At 71.4% G+C, this 19,377-nt stretch carries 15 protein-coding genes; 10 read left to right on the forward strand and 5 right to left on the reverse strand.

Features of this window, described 5'->3' with window-relative positions:
* Positions 1-5 precede the first annotated feature (5 nt).
* Genes ACWDR3_RS02295 through ACWDR3_RS02305 form a run of 3 tightly spaced genes read left to right on the forward strand, consistent with a single transcriptional unit; the run spans position 6 to position 3,462 of the window.
* Positions 6-1,037, forward strand: a complete 1,032-nt coding sequence (locus ACWDR3_RS02295; protein ID WP_450350067.1) for a fumarylacetoacetate hydrolase family protein — start codon at positions 6-8, stop codon at positions 1,035-1,037.
* On the forward strand, positions 1,030-2,460 hold the full coding sequence (locus ACWDR3_RS02300) for a class I adenylate-forming enzyme family protein (protein ID WP_450350069.1): 1,431 nt from the start codon (positions 1,030-1,032) through the stop codon (positions 2,458-2,460). The genes ACWDR3_RS02295 and ACWDR3_RS02300 overlap by 8 nt, the downstream gene beginning before the upstream one ends.
* A gap of 51 nt (positions 2,461-2,511) precedes the next feature.
* The gene (locus ACWDR3_RS02305; protein WP_450350070.1) at positions 2,512-3,462 is read left to right on the forward strand and encodes an MBL fold metallo-hydrolase; all 951 of its coding nucleotides are present in this window, start codon (positions 2,512-2,514) and stop codon (positions 3,460-3,462) included.
* 27 nt (positions 3,463-3,489) lie between these two features.
* Here ACWDR3_RS02305 and ACWDR3_RS02310 read toward each other — a convergent pair whose 3' ends face one another.
* Positions 3,490-4,221 (reverse strand): DUF998 domain-containing protein, encoded by a 732-nt coding sequence (locus ACWDR3_RS02310; protein WP_450350071.1) that lies wholly within the window; start codon positions 4,219-4,221, stop codon positions 3,490-3,492.
* 196 nt (positions 4,222-4,417) lie between these two features.
* On the opposite strand from ACWDR3_RS02310, the gene ACWDR3_RS02315 reads away from it, so the two are divergent.
* On the forward strand, positions 4,418-5,026 hold the full coding sequence (locus ACWDR3_RS02315) for a TetR/AcrR family transcriptional regulator (RefSeq protein WP_450350072.1): 609 nt from the start codon (positions 4,418-4,420) through the stop codon (positions 5,024-5,026).
* A gap of 21 nt (positions 5,027-5,047) precedes the next feature.
* On the opposite strand, the gene ACWDR3_RS02320 is transcribed toward ACWDR3_RS02315, so the two are convergent.
* Entirely contained in the window at positions 5,048-5,536 is a 489-nt protein-coding gene (locus ACWDR3_RS02320; protein WP_450350074.1) for a beta-class carbonic anhydrase, read from the reverse strand.
* Between the two features lie 313 nt (positions 5,537-5,849).
* Here ACWDR3_RS02320 and ACWDR3_RS02325 point away from each other — a divergent pair, with 313 nt between their 5' ends.
* Positions 5,850-6,719, forward strand: coding sequence for a TauD/TfdA dioxygenase family protein (locus ACWDR3_RS02325; protein WP_450350075.1), 870 nt, complete (start codon positions 5,850-5,852; stop codon positions 6,717-6,719).
* Here ACWDR3_RS02325 and ACWDR3_RS02330 read toward each other — a convergent pair.
* Together ACWDR3_RS02330 and ACWDR3_RS02335 are read right to left on the reverse strand one after the other, a co-directional pair.
* Positions 6,716-7,363 (reverse strand): class I SAM-dependent methyltransferase, encoded by a 648-nt coding sequence (locus ACWDR3_RS02330; protein ID WP_450350077.1) that lies wholly within the window; start codon positions 7,361-7,363, stop codon positions 6,716-6,718. The two genes, ACWDR3_RS02325 and ACWDR3_RS02330, sit on opposite strands and share 4 nt — an antisense overlap.
* Positions 7,364-7,419: 56 nt before the next feature.
* Complete coding sequence (locus ACWDR3_RS02335) at positions 7,420-8,121, reverse strand: anti-sigma factor antagonist (protein ID WP_450350079.1); 702 nt, start codon at positions 8,119-8,121, stop codon at positions 7,420-7,422.
* Positions 8,122-8,254: 133 nt separating this feature from the next.
* On the opposite strand from ACWDR3_RS02335, the gene ACWDR3_RS02340 reads away from it, so the two are divergent.
* A complete protein-coding gene (locus tag ACWDR3_RS02340) occupies positions 8,255-8,638 on the forward strand; it encodes a helix-turn-helix transcriptional regulator (RefSeq protein WP_450350080.1) in 384 nt (127 codons plus the stop codon).
* Positions 8,639-8,731: 93 nt separating this feature from the next.
* Here the strand turns inward: ACWDR3_RS02340 and ACWDR3_RS02345 are convergent, their stop codons facing one another.
* The gene (locus ACWDR3_RS02345) at positions 8,732-9,283 is read right to left on the reverse strand and encodes an HdeD family acid-resistance protein (protein WP_450350082.1); all 552 of its coding nucleotides are present in this window, start codon (positions 9,281-9,283) and stop codon (positions 8,732-8,734) included.
* Positions 9,284-9,640: 357 nt separating this feature from the next.
* Between ACWDR3_RS02345 and ACWDR3_RS02350 the strand changes: the two genes are divergently transcribed.
* From ACWDR3_RS02350 to ACWDR3_RS02365, 4 genes are all read left to right on the forward strand, one after another.
* Positions 9,641-12,163, forward strand: a complete 2,523-nt coding sequence (locus ACWDR3_RS02350) for a flippase-like domain-containing protein (protein ID WP_450350084.1) — start codon at positions 9,641-9,643, stop codon at positions 12,161-12,163.
* A 178-nt stretch (positions 12,164-12,341) separates the two neighbouring features.
* Positions 12,342-15,446, forward strand: coding sequence for an AAA family ATPase (locus ACWDR3_RS02355; RefSeq protein ID WP_450350086.1), 3,105 nt, complete (start codon positions 12,342-12,344; stop codon positions 15,444-15,446).
* Between the two features lie 111 nt (positions 15,447-15,557).
* The gene (locus ACWDR3_RS02360) at positions 15,558-18,215 is read left to right on the forward strand and encodes an ATP-binding protein (RefSeq protein WP_450350087.1); all 2,658 of its coding nucleotides are present in this window, start codon (positions 15,558-15,560) and stop codon (positions 18,213-18,215) included.
* 95 nt (positions 18,216-18,310) lie between these two features.
* Positions 18,311-19,321, forward strand: coding sequence for a LysR family transcriptional regulator (locus ACWDR3_RS02365; RefSeq protein ID WP_450350089.1), 1,011 nt, complete (start codon positions 18,311-18,313; stop codon positions 19,319-19,321).
* The last annotated feature ends 56 nt before the right edge of the window (positions 19,322-19,377 follow it).

Below are 19,377 nucleotides of genomic sequence, written 5' to 3' on the forward strand. Positions count from 1 at the left end.
GGGACATGCGACTCGTGACGTTCCAGCCCGTCGCGGGCGGACCGCGACTGGGGGTCCTCGACGGCGGGACCGTGGTCGAACCGCAGGCGGTGCTGCGTGCCGAGCAACGGTTGCGCTCGGGCCCGGCAGCCGTGGAGCGGGCACCCGAGGTCGCGACGGAGATGGTCGCGTTCTTCGAGAGCGGTGACCGCGGCCTCGATCACGCACGCCGGGCGATCGACATCGCGCGCGCCCGGCACCGACGGGGCGACACCCTCACCGACGACGACGGTGCCCCGGTGGTGCACGCGGCCGACGAGGTCCGACTGCTCGCACCGGTGCCACGACCTCGTCGCATCCGGGACTATCTGACGTACAAACACCATGCCACCGGCGCGGGGCTGGTCGTACCGCCGGCATTCGCGGCGATGCCCATCTGCTACAAGTGCAACGTCGAGACGGTCGTCGGCCCGGACGCGGAGCTGCTCTGGCCGTCGTACACCGACCAGCTCGACTTCGAACTCGAGATCGGCTTCTTCACCTCCGGCGGCGGACGCGACCTCACACCGCGGGAGGCCGAGAAGCGCATCGCGGGCATCACGATCTTCAACGACGTCAGTGCCCGCGACATCCAGCTCTTCGAGATGAGCCTGTCCATCGGGCCCTCCAAGGGCAAGGACTTCTGCACCGCGATGGGCCCCTGCGTCCTGACGACGGACGAGGTCGACGAGTGGTCGATCGCGATGAGCGCCCGGGTCAACGGCGAGACATGGACGTCGGGCACGTCCAAGGAGCGCCAGTTCTCCTTCGCCGAAGTGCTGGCCTGGGCCTCGCTCGACGAGGACGTGTATCCCGGCGAGTTCCTGGCGGTCGGCACGGTCGGCGGCGGCTGCGGTCTCGAACTCGGCCGATGGATCCGGCCGGGAGACGTGGTCGAACTCGAAGCGTCCGGCGTCGGCGTACTCCGCAACGTCGTGGGCGAGAAGCGGATCCCTCCCGTACACGCGGGAGTCGCCAGCTATCACGGCGCGCCGCCGGCCCACATCAGCCATGACTGACACCGTCGCCGGACTGCTGCGCCGCCATGCCACCGACCCGCACCGTGTCTTCATCGTCCTACCGGACGGCGGCACGATCACCTACGCCGAGCAACTGGCCCGGAGCCGAGGCGTGGCGGCCGGTCTGCGCCGCCGTGGTGCGCGGCGCGGCGACCGCGTCCATGTGCAGGTGCCGAACTGCCCCGAGTTCTTCGACGTCTGGTTCGCCACGGCGCTCGGCGGCACCGTCCTCGTCCCCACGAATCCGCAGTCCGCGGGAGACGAACTCCGGCACATCCTCTGCGAGACGGCTCCGGTCGTCTCGATCCGCAGCGCCGCCGAGGTCGACGATCTGTACCGCGACGGCGCGTCGACGGACGTGGACGAGGAGTGGCCGGGAGAGGCCGCGGCGATCCTCTATACGTCGGGCACCACGAGTCGCGCCAAGGGCGTTGTGGTCACCGACGCGAACTATGTCGCCGTGGGCAAGGCCGTCGCCGACCAGCTGGCGGTCACCGCGGCGGACCGGTGGCTGATCACGCTGCCGCTCTTCCACGCGAACGCCCAGTACTACTGCACCATGTCGGCACTGGTCCGGGGCGCGTCGCTCGCGCTCTCGCCGCGGTTCTCGGCCAGTGGCTGGGCCGGCCAGGCACGAGCGACGGGCGCGACTCTCGCCAGCCTGTTCGCCGCACCCGTACGCATGATCCTCGCGAGCACGGCGCAGCCCGGCGACGAACTCAACTGGCTGCGGGCGGTGTTGTTCGCCCAGAACCTGACCACCGCCGACGCCGCCGTGTTCGAGCGCCGATTCGGCACCCGCCTGGTGCAGTTGTACGGGATGACCGAGACCGTCCTGCCACCCACCATGAACCCGCACGACGAGAACCGTCGCTGGGACAGCATCGGGAGACCGATCGCAGGCGTCACCGTCGACCTCGTCGACGAGGCCGGCACCGTCGTCGACGGCCCCGGCACCGGCGAGATGCGCATCGCCGGACGCCCCGGCGAAACACTCGCCGCCGGCTACTGGCGCGACGTGCCCGCCACCCAGGAGACCTTCACGGCTCAGGGGCTGCGCACCGGCGACCTCGCACGTCGCGACGCCGACGGATTCCTGTACTTCGTCGACCGGACCAAGGACATGATCAAGCGGTCCGGCGAGAACGTCTCGGCCGGCGAGATCGAACGCGTCGCCGGTGCCCACCCCGCCATCGCCGAATGCGCCGCCGTCGGCATCCCCGACCCGCTCCGTGACGAGGCCGTAGTGCTCGTCGCCGCCGTGCGCTCCGGTTACGAGCTCACGGCGACAGCCCTTCTCGACTGGTGCGCCGAGCGGTTGAGCGCTTTCAAGGTCCCGAGTGCCGTCGTCTTCGTCGACAGCCTCCCCCGTACGAGCGTCGGCAAGATCCGCAAGGCGGAACTCCGCGCGCTGCTCACCTGACCGCGCTCGCAGCCGACTTCGCCGACGACCTCGTTGGAAAGGACACGACCGATGGCAACGAACCCCGACATCCCCTACACCCGAGGCTCGCACCGTCTCACCGAGCACTGCCACGCCTGGCTCGTGCCCGATGGTTCATGGGGCTGGAGCAATGCGGGACTTGTCACCGGCGACGGTGAATCGCTGCTGGTGGACACGCTGTTCGACCTGGCCATGACGCGCGAGATGCTTGACGGACTGCGTCCGGTGACCGACGACCACCCGATCCGGACCGTGGTCAACACCCACGCCAACGGCGACCACTGGTTCGGCAACGAACTGGTCGCCGACGCCGAGATCATCGCTTCCCGGGCCACCGCCGAGGAGATGGTGACGAACGGTCCGGACCTCGCCCTGGGACTGGTCGCCCGGACCGACCCGGTCGGACGCTTCGCCCGGCACATCTTCGGGTCGTTCGACTTCTCCACCATCACTCCCACCCTCGCCACCCGTACCTTCGACCACGAACTGACCGTGGACGTCGGCGGCACCGAAGTGACGCTGATCAACCTCGGCCCTGCCCACACCGCCGGTGACAGCGTGGTCTTCGTACCGTCGGAACGCGTGCTGTACGCCGGCGACCTGCTGTTCATCGGGGGCACCCCGATCAGCTGGGCGGGCCCCGTCTCGAACTGGATCACCGCCTGCGACCGGATGCTCGCCCTGGAGCCCGACCTGGTGGTGCCGGGACATGGGCCCGTCATCGCCGCCGCGGGCATCCACCAGGTGCGCGACTACCTGATCTGGGTGCGGGAAGAAGCACGGGCGCGTCACGAGAAGGGGATGACACCGCAGGACGCGATGCGCGACATCAACCTCGGCCGGTTCGCCCGGCTCGACGAACGCGGGCGGATCGCGCAGAACGTACTCGCCGTCTACTACGAACTCGACCCGACCATGGAACGCGTCGACGTCGGCGAAGTGCTGCGCCGCATCGCCGAACTCGAAGGATTCAGCGCGTGAGTGCGGCGCGACGGGTGTGAGCGGGTGTCAGGACAGCGGTCGGCTTTCGACAGGGTGCGGCGTGTTCCGTGGCTGAGGGGTGGTGGCGCGCGACCTCAGGAGTGCCACGCCCGCGATCAGTTCCGCGGCCATGATCGTGTAGACCGAGCCGCGCTCGAACACCGCGACGCCGTCAGGGGTGGTGTTGTCAGGCATGAACGTCATCAACAGCAGCACACACACCAGTCCGAGCGTGCCGAGCGCGATTCCGGAGATCCCCAACTGCCGCTGCCCGAGGGTGCGCAGGGTGTGGAAGCCCACCACGATCCAGAGGACGTTGCCGCCCAGGATCGCCATCGCCGCGCCGAGACCGTGCCAGGCCATCGACCCGTCCTCGATCGACTCGGCGGAACCGTGCACCAGCCCCACCAGGGTGATGCCCACGCCATGCACCACCGCCAGGGCGAGGCAGATCCAGCGCAGGCGGCCCGGCAGGAGGCGGAACAGCAGCAGTGCCGCCAGGATGACCAGCCCGCCCTGCACGATGAAGCCGGCGTTCATCACCGTGTGCAGCGGTGAACAGATCGTCCGCCCCTGGACCCGGCCCCCGCACGAGGAGACCCCCAGGTCGCTGATGAAGTTGTAGCTGTAGCTGTAGTGCGGGTCCTTCCAGTCCGAAGCCGCAACCGCTTCGGCGATCACGTACTGAATCGCGGCGACGATCAGGGCGACGGCCCCGATCGTCCGCGCGATCGACCGCGATCCGTCCGGACGTGGCATGTCCCGCTCCTTGACTGTGTGTGATCACTTGGCTGAACTCGGGCGGGACGCTGAGGCGTTCCGCAATGTCGATCGTGTTGATCGTGTCGATCAGCTACGGTTTCGCGCTTTCTAAACGCACATACGCGTCGCCTTAGTGAGGATGCTAGGCGGGGTCTTCATCAAACGCAAACCCCACGTGCGTTAGCCTGAGTCTATGAGCGCACCCATGCAACGCCCCGGAGGTCGGAGCGCGCGTGTCCGTCTGCAGGTCCTGGAGGCCACGGCGCGGATCCTGGTCGACGACGGGCTCGACGCCACCACGATCCCCGCGGTCGCGGAACGCTCCGGGGTGCATCACACCTCGATCTATCGCCGGTGGCGCGACCGGGGAGTCCTCATCCGGGACGCGATCCTGCATGCTGTCGACGGCGCCGTACCGGTACCGGACACCGGTCATGTGCGGAGCGATCTGATCGAACTGGTCGAGGGCGTACGCGCGTTGTTCGGCTCACCCTTCGGGGCCGTTCTCATCGACGTGGTCCGGTCGCGCGACGACGGCCTCGCCGAACTGCAGCACACCTACTGGGACGCCCGCCTGGACCACGCCGCCGTCGTCATCGAACGGGCCGTCGCGCGGGGTGAGTTGCCTCCGGGGAGCGATCACCGTTTGATCTTCGAGTTGCTGGTCGGACCACTGCACGGGCGGTTCCTGCTGGGCGGGAACGACCGCGACGCGGTGACCGCGGACGTCATTGTCGATGCCGTCCTCTACGGCGTCGCCGACCGGCCGCTCACGCCGGGCCCGCCCGGGGCCCCGGCGTGAGCGTGTTCCTTGCCGCCGGCGTCAGTTGACCTCGTTGAGCTTCCCGGTCGCGACGTCGAAGACGAAGCCCCGGATGTGGTCCTTGTGCACGACGAAGGGGTCGGCCTTGATGCGCGCGATCGACTGGCGGACGTCCGAATCGAGGTCGCCGAAGGCCTCCGCCGCCCAGGACGGACGGATCCCGGTGTCCTCCTCGACCGTGGCCTTGAAGCCGTCATCCGTGAAGGTGAGCATGCCGCAGTCGGTGTGGTGGATGAGGATGATCTCCTCGGTGCCCAGCAGCCGTTGGCTGATCGCGAGCGAACGGATCTCGTCCTGGGTGATCACGCCGCCCGCGTTGCGGATGACGTGCGCCTCGCCGTCGTTCAGGCCGAGGACCGCGTACACGTTCAGCCGGGCGTCCATGCAGGCCACGACGGCGAGTTGCTTCGAAGGGGGCAGGGGGAGCGGGCCGGAGAAGGTCTCGGCGTAGCGGGCGTTGTTGGCCAGCAGTTCATCGGTCACGGACATGGTGGACCTCTGTTCTCGAGTGTTCCGAAAGGTGCTGCGCGGGCGGCGAGAGCGGCGCGCGGCAACAGAACACGTCGAAGACATAGACACGACGCGAGGGCCAGAAGCCCGTCAGCGTGGTGGCGAAGGTCGGCACGCGACCAGTGAACCTTCCGGTACCGAGGGCTGGCAAGAAAACGTGTGTTCGGGGGGCGGGGCGAGACGGTCGGAGGTTGGCCTGCGGCGGGCCGACGGCGCGGCCGATCGTTTCACCTTCGTGAACATCGCATCCGCGGGAGCGCGATCGGCGGTTCCGGGGATCAGGATCGACAGCATGACAGTCATCACCGACGCAGCGGTCGGCCTGCGGATCACCCCGCTCGGGCCCAGTTTCGGCGCCGAGGTGCACGGTGTCGACCTCGGTCGCCCGAGGGACGAGCAGGTCGCGGCGGTCCGGGCCGCGCTCGTGGCGTACAAGGTGCTGTTCCTGCCCGGGCAGGACATCGACGACCACGCGCAGATCGACTTCGGCCGGCGTCTGGGCGAGGTCACGGCAGGGCATCCCGTGCACGACTCCGGTGACGTGCCCGACGAGGTGTACTCGCTGGACAGCCAGGACAACGGGTTCGCGGACGTGTGGCACACCGACGTGACCTTCATGCGGCGTCCGCCCGCGATCTCCGTCCTGCGGGCCGTGGTCCTGCCGCCGCACGGCGGGGACACGTCGTGGGCCGACAGCCAGCTCGCCTACGAGTCACTGTCGCCGGGGCTGCGCGCGCTGATCGATCCGCTCACCGCCGTGCACGACGGCAGCCGCGAGTTCGGGTACTACCTGGCGCGCAAGCGCGAGGGACGCGGCAACGTCTGGGAGGGCGAGGTGGTCACGGAACTGGCCCCCGTGGAGCATCCCGTGGTCCGCGTACACCCGGAGAGCGGGCGCAAGGGCCTGTTCGTCAACCCGGGCTTCACCTCGCACATCGTCGGTGTCTCCGAGCACGAGAGCCGGGGGATCCTCGACATCCTCTACGCCCACCTCGTCAAGCCCGAACACACCGTCCGCCACCGCTGGCAGCCGGGCGACGTGGCCCTGTGGGACAACCGCGCCACCTCGCACTACGCCAACCGCGACTACGGCGACCAGCACCGCGTGATGCACCGGATCACCCTGCGCGGAGACGTACCCGTCGGCCCCGGGGTCGGCTAGTCCGCGCCGCCCCCCACAGACACCTGCGCGACGCCGACGATGAAGCCTCCCCGGCTCCGGACCTCCACCGACCAACCCAGCGCGGTGAGTTGGGTGGTGAGGGTGTCCGGGGCGTGGAAGATCTTCTCGATGCGGAACTCGCGGCCGTCGTCGAGTCGACGTACTTTCGCGGCGACTTCATCGCGCGTGGCCTCGGCGGGGCCCTCGTCGATGAAGACCGCTCGGCCGCCCGGGGCGAGTGCGGCGGCGACGGTCTCCCAGAAGGCGCTCAGCCGCGACAGCGGGACGTGGGAGAGGAAGAAGGCGAAGAACACGGTGTCGAAGCGGCGCGACGGACGCCACCCGAACACATCGGCTCGGGCGAACCGGACGTTGGGGAAACCGGCTCGCTCCCGGGCGATCTCCAGTACCTCGGGTGAGGCGTCCACCGCGGTGAGCGTGCGCGCCCGCGCGGCCAGTACTCGTGTCCACTGAACTGTGCCACAGGCCAGTTCGAGTACGTCGCCGGTGATCGGGAGGTCGTCGACCGTGGTCAACAGCTCGCGCAGGTCCGTGCGTTCGGCGTAGACACGGTCGTACTCGGGTGCGCGGGCCCGGTAGTAGGCAATCTGCTCGGCCACGAGGGCTTCGTCGTCGATTGACATGGCATCGAGCCTAGCCGGTGGGCGATGCTCTCAACTCGGTTGCGGGGAAGGCGAGTTCACCGTTCGCCGACCCCTGGTGTCACCGGCTCCGTCCGGAGTCCGTTGACCGTCGCGGCCACCTGTTGCTGGAAGGACTCCGGGAGGGCGGCTCCCGTGACGGCGCCGACCAGGTCGTCGGCGACGTGGTGCAGTTTGGTGTTGGTGTTCTGGGAGAGCGCGACCAGGACCTTCCAGGCGTCCTCGGCGCTGAGGCCGAAGGAGGCCATCAGCACGCCGCGGGCGAGGTCGATCACGGGGCGGGTCTGCATGGCGCGTCGGAGCTGGACGAGTTCGATGCGCAGGTCCTGGTCGGCGTCGCCGAGGGAGATCCCCTCCGCCTCGGCCGGCGCCTCCGACGCCGCACGGCCGTTCTCGTCACCCTCGGCGCCCTCGTCCAGGACGGTGAAGAGCGAGCGCGTGCCGGTGATCGAGAGGAGTCGCTGCACGGCCGTGCCGGCCACCTGGAGCGTGACGGTCCTGCCCTCGTCGAGAGCGCGCCGGCGAATGCTCAGGAGCGTGTTGAGGCCGGAACAGTCGCAGAACTCGACACCGCGCAGATCGAGGTCGATGCCGCGGATCGACCGGCCGAGGGCTTCGCGCAGAGCGTCCTGCAGAGCCTGCTCGGTATGGATGTCCAGCACCCCGGACACGACCACGAGCGTCCAGTCGCCCGCGGGGTGCGTCTCGATCCCCACGCTCGAAGATGCACGTTCAGGCATGGCAGCCGCTCCAGAGAGGTCCGCGCGTGTTCACCACCCCAAGATTTGCCCCGCCATCAGGGATACGTCAAGAGATACAGGAAATCTGGTTCGCCCTTTTGAATGCGTGAATCAAACGCCCTACGCTGTGGACATGTCTGGAGTACCGGAATCACACACCGGTTGGACGTTTCTGACCAACCACGCCCGCGTGCTGGCCGCGATCGCCGAGGATCCCACCACGCGCATACGCGACATCGCCGCGCGCTGCCGGCTCACGGAGCGTGCCGTCCAGAAGATCGTTTCCGATCTGGAGGAGGGCGGCTATCTCACCCACACCCGCCAGGGCCGCTCCAACGCCTACCGCATCGAGCAGGGGACCAGTCTGCGCCACCCCGCCGAGGCGGGGCTGACGGTGGCCGAGCTGCTCTCCCTGCTCGCCCAGCACGACGCCGCCCACGACGAGGGGCGACAGGGGCGACGAGAACTGCAGGACGCGGCGGGCCCGCAGGCGTGGACGGCCGAGTCCGACCTCTGACGCCCGGCGCGGGACCGGCGCCCGACGGCACCGGCCCCGCAGGGGTACGTACCGCGACGGCGCTCCGGCCACCGCGGCGCGAGTGCGTGTCGCTCAGACGCCGACCGGATCCGACCTGCTCGCCCGGGTGCGCAGGCTCCGCAGTTCGAACGAGCCGAAGACCGCCGAGACGCCGTAGAAGATGCTGAAGAGCCCGAAGACGGTGGCCAGCGACACCGCGCCGATGTCCGGGCGGACGAACAGCACGAACGCGAGCACGATCGAGACCGCCCCGGTCAGCAGGAACAGGGTCCGCTCGCCCGCCGATTCGCCGCGCTGGAAGGCGAGGGCGATCTCCATGGCGCCCGTCGTCAGCGCCCACGCGGCGATCCAGATCGTGAGCGCGAGCGCCGTGATGCCGGGCCACGCCAGCGCGACCACGCCGGCCACCAACGAGAGCACGGCGAGCAGCAGCCAGCCGACGACCGGCCCCACCCGGTCGCTCGCGAAGGCGCGGGCGCCGTCCGTCGCCGCGCCGATGAACGCGTAGACGGCGAAGAGGATGACGAAGGCGCCGATCGTGATGTCGGGCCATGCGACGGAGACGATGCCGGCGACGACGGCCAACAGGCCGCGCCAGAGGAGTGCGTTGGGCGAACTGAGCATGGTGACCTTCCACATACGAGGGTGTCGACTCGTGCCTGACATGGAGCGGCGGTGCGTCGTGCGGTGCCCGACCTCGCCCGGGACCCCGATGCCGGTCGCGGCCGTGGCGTTCGCGGTGAACGCTAGAGTCGCGGTCCCTCGCCGCGATCTGTCATACGACTGCAACCGCTACCTCAGCCTTGACCTGCTCACGACGGACGGGGCCCGGACGGTCTTCGCAGGACGCGTTGCAGTCATGTGACGGATGCGCGGACCATGGCCTGAGGAGAGCATCGGCGTCGCCCGTGTGGGGAGGACGATTCGAGGAGGGGCGCGGGTGTCGCATCCTGCGTTGTCGGCATGTCGACGAGGAGCCACGTGATCAAGGTGATCGGAGACGAGGGCACCCGGTCGGCGTCCGAGGCCGGCGGAGCGCGGGACGGCTCCCCGGCGCCGGTGATCGACGTACCGCCGCCACGGGCCGTACGCCGTGCGGCCGATCTCTGGCGGCTGCTGGTGTCCCTGGCCGTCCTCCTGGTGACGGTCCTGCTGGCCGTCGCGACCCGCGACTTCGCCCGCGCGGCACAGGACGGGCTGCTCACCTCGGTGACCGCCCTGCCGCCCGGCCTGCGGGACGGCCTCGTCGGAACGGTGCAGGTCGTCGCCATGCTCGCGCCGGTCGCCACCCTGGCGGTGTGGTGCGTACGACGACGGATCGCGCCGGTGCTCCGGGTGGTGCCCGCGGCCGCCCTGGGCGCGCTGGCCGCGTGGTCGCTCACCCACCTGGCGTTGGCGCACAGCAGGCCGGACGCGTGGCCGGAGGTGCTGGTCGGCCGGGGCGGTCTGGTCGGCGCGGACTGGCCGTCGGCCGTGTATCTGGCGGCCTGCGCGGCCGCCGTCGTGGCCGCCGGACCATGGCTCGGGGCGCGGCTGCGGCGGACGCTGTGGGGTCTGACCTGCCTGTGCGCCCTGCTGAGCATCGCCGCCGCGGGGATCGTGCCGCTGGACGCGGCCGCCGCGCTCGCCGTCGGTGGCGCCGCCGGGTCCGCCGTACTGCTGATGATCGGCGCACCGGCCGACCGTCCGCCGGCGCGGGCCGTCGCGGACGCCCTCGTCGCCTCCGGCATCCCGGTCGCCACCCTGCGTGAGCTGCCCGCGGCCGAGCAGCGGCCGGGGGAGGGGACCGTCTACCGGGCCGAGACCACCACCGGTGCCCGGCTGGCGGTACGGGTGCTCGGCGCCGAGGAGCACAACCGCGATCTGTTCGACCGGCTCGCCCGGCGGACCCTGCTGCGCCATCCGTCCGCCGCGACCGCCCAGTCGGCGCTCGGGGCGGCCGAGCACGAACTGCTCATGCTCGTCTTCGCCGCCCGCACCGGCGCCCGGGTCGCCGAACCCGTGATGGCGTACCCGGTGACCGGCGGCGGCGCGCTCGTGGCGACCGTCGACAAGGACGCCCGCGCGCTGTCCGCGCTGACGGACGAGGAGTGGACCGACCCCGTCCTCACCGAGGTGTGGACGTCCGTGGCCCGTCTCCAGGAACACCGGCTGGGGCATGGGGAGTTGCGCCCGGAGCACGTACTGGTCGAGCCGGACGGCGGGATCCGGCTCACCGCGTTCGCGCGCGGCCGGCTCAACGCGCCGCCCGACGTGCTCGGCGGCGACCTCGCCGAACTGCTCGCCACGACCGCCGTACGGATCGGACCCCGGCGCGCCACCGCGTGCGCGCTCGCCGGTCTGGGCCCTGACCGCCTGGCGACCGCGCTGCCCTACCTCCAGCCGCTCGCGCTGATGGGCCCCGCGCGGCACGAGGTCGCCCGGTACGACGCCGACCGTGCGCGGGCGGACAGCCGTACCGCCCGCCGGCGTACGCTGCGCGCCGGCGGGCGGCCCAGCCTGCTGCGCGATCTCGCCGGCGAGGTCGAGACGGCGGAGGGCACGAAGGCGGTGCCGCTCGCGCATCTGGCGCGCTTCACGTGGAAGAGCGTCCTGGGACTGGTGGGCGCGTTCCTGATCCTCCATCTCGTCCTGCCGCAGTTGGCCAACTTCCCGGCGGCCGTCCACGCGCTGCGGGACGCGAACTGGTGGTGGGTGCTCGCGGTGCTGCCCGTCACCTTCATCTCGCAGGCGTTCTCGACCTGCCTGCAGCTGGGCACCATCCCGGACCGGCTGCCGTTCGGCCCCACCTACCAGGTGCAGTTCGCCAGTTCGCTGCTCAACCGGATCACGCCGAGCAACGTGGGCGGGATGGCGCTCAACCTGCGCTATCTGCAGAAGACGGGGATCGAGACCGGCGCCGCCACGGCCTCCGTCGGGCTGCAGAGTCTGGCGGGAGCGGTGTCCAACACCGTGGTCGCCGCCGTCTTCTTCGCCTGGGCGGGACGGCATCACGCCGGTGTGCACCTGGACCTGCCCGACAGCCGCGTTCTGCTGTGGGCCCTCGCGCTGCTGCTCGTCGCCGGGGGGCTGCTCGCCTTCACCCCGCGCGGCCGTCGCTTCCTGCAGGAGAAGGTGTGGCCGTTCCTGCGCGCGGCCGGATCGACGGTGGCCGGTATCGCCACCGAACCGTCCAAGGTCGTCGTGGGTGTCGTCGGCGCCCTCGGTCTGCCGCTCGTCCAGGTCGTCGGCCTGGCGATGAGCGTCCACGCGCTCGGCGGCGACCTGCCCTTCCTCCAGATCGGCGCCGTCTACATGGCGGCCCGGCTGATCGCCAACGCGGCTCCCGTGCCGGGCGGTCTGGGCGCGCTGGAGGCCGGACTCATCGCCGGCCTGACCGCACTCGGGGTGCCGGCCGGGGCGGCCACCTCGGCCGTGCTCGTCTACCGCCTGCTCACCTTCTGGCTGAACGTCCCGCTGGGCGCGGTGGCTCTGAGCGTGGTGCAGCGGCGGGGATACGTCTGACCCGCGAGGTCGGCGACGGGCACGGGTGCGGTGCGAGGCGCGGTCACGTGGTGCGGTGCCAGGTCCGGTCACGTGGTGCGGTGCCAGGTGCAGTCACATGACTCAAGACCTCCCGTCGAGGTTCCCCCTACGATCCGGCCGAGAAGGCATGGGGCGTACTCGAAGACTGGGGCGGCGCGTGGACGAGCCCGGACTCCTTGGCCGCGACGAGCAGTTGAGGGTCCTGCGGGAGATGCTGGGCAGGCTGCCCGAGGCGGGTGGCGCCCTGGTACTGCAGGGCGGCCCGGGCGTCGGCAAGACCGCGCTGCTGCGGGCCGCGGCCGACCAGGCGCGGACGGCGGGACGGCGGATCCTGGAGGTCACCGGGCGTGGTGACGACACGCCTTTCAGCGGATTGCGCGAGGTGCTGCGGCCGCTACTGGGCACCGCGGACGCGCTTCCCGCCGGACAGAGCGCGCTTCTGCGGTCGGCACTGGAGAACGGCTCCGTGCCACCGTCGGACACCTTGAAGGTGGCCCTGGCCGCGTTCAACCTCATCGCCACCGCTGCGGCCGAGCGGCCCACGGTGCTGATCATCGACGACGTGCACCGGCTCGACCGGCCCACCCGGGATGTCATGGCGTTCATCGCGCGCAGGGTGGGCGACAACCCGTTCGTAGTCGTCGGGGCGATCCGCGGCGTACGAACCCGGGCCGTCGCGCCCGTGGTTGACGTACCGGTGCTGAACGAGCCCGCGGCGCAAGGGCTGTTGGCCCGGCACGCGGCGACACTGCCGCCCGCCGTACGGGAGCGGATCCTCGCGGAGGCACTCGGCAACCCGCTCGCTCTGGTCGAATTCCCCGCCGCGTGGCGCACGACGGGGCTGGCGGGATCATGGACCCACCTGCCGGTGAGCCCCGCACTGGCGACGGCGTTCGCGACGGGGCCGGCGGGTTCATGGACCCATCTCCCGGTAAGTCCCGCACTGGCGAAGGCGTTCGCCGCAGGGCTCGACGAACTGCCGGCGCGGACCCGGGACGCCCTGCTGGTCGCGGCCGTCGATCACGTCGGCGACCTGGCGGAGATCTTGGCGGCCGCCGCCGTCCTGGCCGGGCGCGGCGTCGCGGTGGACTTCCTCGACCGCGCCGCCGAGGCCTCACTGATCCGCCTCGACCGGACGACCGTGCGCTTCTGCCACCCCGTGGTGCGGTTCGCGGTGCTGGCGGCGGAGACCCCGGCCCGCCGACGATCCGCCAACGCCGTCCTGGCGCAGGTGCTGGCCGAACACCCGGCCCGGCGCACCTGGCACCGTGCCCAGTCGATCGACGGTCCTGACGACGAGTTGGCGGACGAACTGGCCGACGCGCACGGCTCGTTGCTCCGACGGCACGGAGTCGTCGCCGCGATCCGGGCGCTCGAACGGTCGGCCCAACTCACCACGGACTCACCCACCCGGGGCCACCGCTACCTGAACGCGGCCGAGCACGCGTACGACCTCGGCCGCACCCACCTGACGCACTCCCTGATCGAGGAGGCGGAACGCCAGGAACTCCGCCCGGCGGACCGCGCGAAGGCCGGATGGCTACGGGACATCACGGAGACGGATTTGAAGGTGGCCTCGGACTTGGCGCCAGTTTCGGACCTGGCCCCGTCCTCGGACCCGGCCCTGGCAGCGGCCTCGGCTCCGGCAATGGCCCTGGGCTCGGCCGAGGAGTCGGCACCTGCCTCGGATCTGGCACCGGCGCCGGGCCCGGCCCCGGACCTGGGCTCGGCCCGGGCCCTTGCCTCGGCCCTGGGCCTGACCCTAGGCCCGGCTTCGGGCTCGGCCCCGGCCGTGGACCTGAACCTTGCCCCCGCACCGGATATGGATCTAGCCCCGGCCCCGGCCCCGGCCCCGGCCCCGGATCAGGCCTCCGCCTCCGCCCCGGACCCGGGTCTGGACCCGGCCTCGGCCCCGCCCCCGCGACCCGATCCAGCCCGGACACCCCTACCGGACATCACCGAACTCTCGGCAGGCGACCCCGACTTGGCTCTCGACCTGCTGCTGAGCGAAGCACAACGTGCTCGGCGGACCGACGCTCACCCCGTACTACGAGCCCGTGTCGGCGTGGCCGCCGAGCGGCTGGACGGCTCGGGCGATCCACGGCACCTCGCGGCGCTGGCGTTGACCGGACCCGTGCGGTACGGCAGGGCGGTGGCCGAGTGGCTGCCGTCGAGCGAGAGTGTGTGGTACCTCCCCGACGCTGACGCCCTGCGGCTGTTCGGCACGGCGGCGCACGAGATCGGGGACCCGGTCCGCGCGGTCGACCTGCTTGCCCGGGCCGAACCGGTTCTCCGCGAGCAGGGCCGGTTCGGTCTGCTGGCGGACACCCTCCTCACCGAGGCCGCCGACCTGCTGGTGCTCGGGGACTGGCCGCGGGCCACCCGGCTCACCGAGGAGGCCCGCCGGATCCTCGCCGGGACCTGTCGGCCGACCGCCCTCGCCGCACTCACCGGCACCGACGCGATCGCCGCCGCTCTGCGCGGACAGGCCCACCGCGTGACGGAACCGGACGATTCCGGGGCGGCCTTGCGGCTCTGCGGTCTCCTCCCTGCCCTGCGGCTGGCCCGTGGCATCTCGCGGCTCGGTGAGGGCCGGTACGTCGAGGCGTACGAGGAGCTGCGACCGCTTCTCGACCAGCCGCCCGAGAACCTGCGCAGGACGGACTTCGCCGCGGTGATGCCGTTCGCCCTGGCCGCGGACCGGGGCGGCGACCGTCGGGACACCGCGCGGATTCTCGCCGTACTCGAAGAAGCCGCGGACGTCACGCCCGCCCCGCTGCTGCACGTACAACTGCCCTACGCGCGCGCCGTGTTGGCCGCCGACGCCGTGGCCGAGGAGCTGTACCTGGTCGCGCTGGGGCAGGATCTGGCGCGCTGGCCGCTGGTCAGGGCGCGGACGGAACTCGCGTACGGGCAGTGGCTGCGGAGCCGACGGCAGGCCGCCCGGTCGCGCACGCTGTTGCTGTCGGCGCGGACCACCTTCGAGATCGTCGGAGCCTCCGACTGGGCGGGCCGCACCTCCGCCCAAGGACCCGACCACGCGCTTCCGTCCCTCACCGAGCTGCTGTCACCCCAGGAAGCGCTGATCGCCCGGCTGGCCGCGGAGGGGCTCTCCAACCGTGAGATCGCGGAACGGGTGCATCTGTCCCACCGCACGGTCGCCGCGCATCTGTACCGCACCTTTCCCAAGCTCGGCATCACCTCGCGCGCCGAGCTGGCGCCGCTGCTGGCGCTCTCGGACCCCGTCGCGAGCGACGACTGAGAGCCGCAGTTCGCCGCGCCGGTGGATGCCTGGGCGGGAGCAGTCAAACGACGCAAGCCGCCGTTGCCGGGGCGTGCCTCGCGTGGAGTTTCGGAGAGTGGGGAGTGAGCCGTGGGTTCGGCGACGCTGGTCGGACGGGAGTGGGAGAGCGCCGTGCTGGCGCGGTTCCTCGACCGGACGCCGCCGAGGGGCGCGGTGCTGCTGATGCTCGGGGATCCGGGGATCGGCAAGTCGTCGCTGCTGAGGGAGGCGGAGGCCAGGGCGCGGGATCGGGGTTTTCGGGTCCTGCGGCTTGTCGGGGTCGAGTGCGAGGCGACCTTCCCCTTCGCCGGACTGCATCAGCTGGTCGGGCCGGTGCTCGATCATCTCCCGTTGCTGCCAGGGCACTTGAGGGACGCGTTGGCGACGGCGTTCGGTCTGGTCGAGGGTCCGCTATCGGAGCCCTTCCTGATCGATCCGGCCGTCGTCGAGCTGCTGGCGGCCGTGGCGGCAGAGCAGCCCGTGCTGGTCCTGGCCGACGACGTGCAGTGGCTGGACCCGCAGTCGCACGAGGCGCTGACGTTCGTCGGACGGCACGTGGCGGGGTCAGTGGTGATCATCGCCGCGATGCGCCGCGGACATCCGGGCCCGTTCCTCGGCGCCGGTTTTCCGCGGCTCACCCTGAGCGGCGTGGACGACGACGCGGCGGCGCGGATCCTGGCCACGCACGTGCCCGACCTGAGCCCCGCCGAGCAACGGCGCATCCTGCGCGAGGCGTTGGGCAACCCGCTGGCCCTGCGCGAGCTGCCGATCGCGATGGCTGCTCTGCCCTCCGGCGGACCAGGCCCGCTGCCCCTGTCCGACCGGCTGGAGCATGCCTTCGCGGGGCGCGGGGCCGAGTTGCCCCCGGCGACCCGGGACGCCCTGCTCGTCGCGGCCGTCGACCCGGGCGGAGAGCTCGCCCAACTACTCGTAGTGACCAGGGCCTTGCGACGCGAACCGGTCACCGCCGCGGTGTTCGATCCTGCACGGGCGGTGGGCCTGGTGACCGTCGAAGAAGGCCGGGTCGCCTTCCTGCACCCCCTGATGCGTTCGGGGATCCTGCAGGCCGAAGGCCTCGCCCGGCAGCAGTCGGCGCATCGGGCACTGGCGGACACGCTGACCGACGCGTACCGGCGGACCTGGCATCGCGCGCAGTCCATCGTGGGCCCCGACGACCGGATCGCCGACGCCCTGGAGGCCAACTCCGCGCGGGCGCTGAGCCAGGGCGCGGTGATCGCGGCGATCCACGACCTGGAGCGGTCGGCCCAGCTGACGAGTTGGCCGGCGTTGCGCGGGCACCGGCTGGTGGTGGCCGCCGGACACGCCTTCGTGCTGGGCCGGGACGACCTCGTCCACGAGCTGCTCCAGTCGGCCGACAGGAGCGAGTTGGCCGACCTGGACCGGGCGCGAATGGAGTGGCTCCGCGAGATGTTCGACCACGGCACCGACACCCCCAACGATGCCGCCCGCGTCCACGAGTTGTGCGACATCGCCGTCCGGTCCGCCCCCGCCGATCCCGATCTGGCGCTCGACCTGCTCATGGTGGCCGCCCTGCGCTGTCACTTGGCCGACACCGGGCCGGCTGCCCGGGCGCGGGTGGTCGTCTGCGCCGACCGGCTGCCCGGGACGGCCGGCGATCCACGCCATCTCGCGACCCTGGCGCTGGCGGAACCGCTGCTGCGCGCCCGGCAGGTCGTCGAGGCGCTGACCGGGACACCGCCGGGCGACGACGGGGACGCACTGCGGGTCATGGGCCTGGCCGCCCACGTGGTCGGGCACCTGGCCCTGGCGTCCGAACTGTTGGACCGCGCCGAGGAGATACTGCGCCGGCAGGGCCGCCTGGGACTGCTCTCGCATGTGCTGACCATGCAGGCGTTGACGCTGGTGCTGCGCGGGGAGCTGGTGCGGGCCGCCGCCGCGGCCGAGGAGGGGAAGCGGCTGGCGGAACGGACGGGACAGCCGCTGTGGGGGAACGGAACGCTGGTGTGCGACATCCTGCTGAAAGCGCTGGTCGGTGACGCGCAGGGGGCGCTGCGACGGGCCGCCGAGGCCGAGCTGCACGAGGCCCGGGGCCGCAACGCCATGCTGTCGCTGCTCCAACTCGCCCGCGGGATAGTGGACTTGGAGGCCGGGCGCAGCCGCGACGCCTACCGGACCCTGCGGGCGGTCTTCGATCGGACCCACCCCAGCTTCCACCGGGCCGAGAGGTTCATCAGCCTGATGTTCCTCGCGGACGCGGCCGTGCGCGCCGGACACCGGGAGGACGCCCGCGAGGTGGTGGCGGAACTGGAGCCGACCGCGTCGGTGACACCCTCGCCGATGCACCTCATCAACCTGTCGTACGCCCGCGCCGTCCTGGCCGCCGACGAGGATGCCGAGGACCAGTACCTGGCGGCGCTGCGGCAGGACCTGTCCCAGTGGCCCTACGCCCGCGCGAAGTTGGAGCTGGCGTACGGCTCCTGGCTGCGCCGCCGGGGACGCACCTTCGAGGCGCGATCGCTGCTGACCTCGGCGCAGTCCGTCTTCGACCGGATCGGCGCGCTCCCCTGCGGTGACGAGGCACGGCTCGAACTGCGGGCGACGGGCGCTCCGATCGCGTGGCCCGAGTCCTCGGCCGAGCGGCTGCGGCAGATCACCGCGCTGTCCGACGTGCGGCTCGCGGACGACGAGATCGCCGAGCGGCTCGGCGTGCGGGAGGCGGTGGTGGCGATGTACCGCGAGCGGAAGCGGCCCGACGGCTCCGGGTGAGGACACGGCGGCAGTCGGATGACTCAAGCCCGGTGCCGGGGGCCTGCGGCAGCATGACCGGGGTCCGCTTCTCTCGAGTGGCCGGATGGGACTGCATGAAAACAGCCGAGAACGGATCGATTTCCCGCGGGTCGATTTCCTCGACCGAAAACGAGAGTTCGGCACCCCAGGGTGTCGAACTGCGCCACCTGCGCTATTTCGTGGCGGTGGCGGAAGCCGGCACCTTCACCCATGCCGCGGCCCGTATGTATGTCGCGCAGCCGACGCTGAGTCAGCAGATTCGACGGCTGGAGGAATTCGTCGGCACGCCGTTGCTGCAGCGCCGGCGCGAGGGAGTCCGGTTGACCGAGGCGGGCACCGTCCTGCTGGAGGAGTCCCGGGCCGTTCTCTCCCTCGTCGATCACGGCGTCAGCCGCACCAGACGGGCGGCGGGGCTCGGCCGCTCGCGCCTGCGGTTCGTCGTACAGCCGCATCTGCCGCCCACGCTGGCCGCGGAGACCGTCTCGCGGCTGCGGTCGGTGGCCCCCGAGGTCGACGTGACCTGGCTGGAGACGGCACCGGACGCCGTCTTCTCCTCGATCCTCCAGCGGCGGGCCGACGCCGCGCTGGGCTGGATGAGTCCGGCGGACTGTGCGCTGCCGGACCCCCTCGACGTGATGGACCTCGGGTCCTTCGAGCCGGACGTCTGGATCCCGGCCCGGCATCGGGGGGCGTTGGACGGGGTCATCGGCCTCGACGAACTCGCCCGGATGCACATCATCCACGGACCCCGGCACACCGATCCCGGCACCTACGACGCATGGCACGCGGCGCTGCGGTCGAGGAATCCGTCCTTCGATTTCGTCGACCCGCCGTTCCGTGAGTCGCTGCCCATGACGCTGGCCTTCGCCGCGACCGCGAGCCGGCCGAGCGCCGTCCTCACCGGGCCGTGCCGCCTCACGGGGATCGCCGCGCGGCCGGCGGCGGACGCGGGCCGGCACGACATGGTGCCCGTGCGTGTCGAGGGGGCGTTGCTGACCGCCACCGCCGGTCTGGTGTGGAACACGGACCTCCCCCGTGAAGTGCAGCAGGTGCTTTTTGAGACCGCCGAGAAGATTTCCGCCTGAATCAAGCTGAATCAAGACCGGACGCGTTGCATCATGACCGGATCCGTGGCGCGGAA

Source organism: Streptomyces sp. NPDC001002 (assembly GCF_053599215.1).

What these genes read in the sequence shown, in the direction of transcription:
- ACWDR3_RS02295 (WP_450350067.1), top strand. Translation starts at nt 6, where the DNA reads ATGCGACTCGTGACGTTCCAGCCCGTCGCGGGCGGACCGCGACTGGGG.
- ACWDR3_RS02300 (WP_450350069.1), top strand. Translation starts at nt 1,030, where the DNA reads ATGACTGACACCGTCGCCGGACTGCTGCGCCGCCATGCCACCGACCCG.
- ACWDR3_RS02305 (WP_450350070.1), top strand. Translation starts at nt 2,512, where the DNA reads ATGGCAACGAACCCCGACATCCCCTACACCCGAGGCTCGCACCGTCTC.
- ACWDR3_RS02310 (WP_450350071.1), bottom strand. Translation starts at nt 4,221, where the DNA reads ATGCCACGTCCGGACGGATCGCGGTCGATCGCGCGGACGATCGGGGCC.
- ACWDR3_RS02315 (WP_450350072.1), top strand. Translation starts at nt 4,418, where the DNA reads ATGAGCGCACCCATGCAACGCCCCGGAGGTCGGAGCGCGCGTGTCCGT.
- ACWDR3_RS02320 (WP_450350074.1), bottom strand. Translation starts at nt 5,536, where the DNA reads ATGTCCGTGACCGATGAACTGCTGGCCAACAACGCCCGCTACGCCGAG.
- ACWDR3_RS02325 (WP_450350075.1), top strand. Translation starts at nt 5,850, where the DNA reads ATGACAGTCATCACCGACGCAGCGGTCGGCCTGCGGATCACCCCGCTC.
- ACWDR3_RS02330 (WP_450350077.1), bottom strand. Translation starts at nt 7,363, where the DNA reads ATGTCAATCGACGACGAAGCCCTCGTGGCCGAGCAGATTGCCTACTAC.
- ACWDR3_RS02335 (WP_450350079.1), bottom strand. Translation starts at nt 8,121, where the DNA reads ATGCCTGAACGTGCATCTTCGAGCGTGGGGATCGAGACGCACCCCGCG.
- ACWDR3_RS02340 (WP_450350080.1), top strand. Translation starts at nt 8,255, where the DNA reads ATGTCTGGAGTACCGGAATCACACACCGGTTGGACGTTTCTGACCAAC.
- ACWDR3_RS02345 (WP_450350082.1), bottom strand. Translation starts at nt 9,283, where the DNA reads ATGCTCAGTTCGCCCAACGCACTCCTCTGGCGCGGCCTGTTGGCCGTC.
- ACWDR3_RS02365 (WP_450350089.1), top strand. Translation starts at nt 18,311, where the DNA reads ATGAAAACAGCCGAGAACGGATCGATTTCCCGCGGGTCGATTTCCTCG.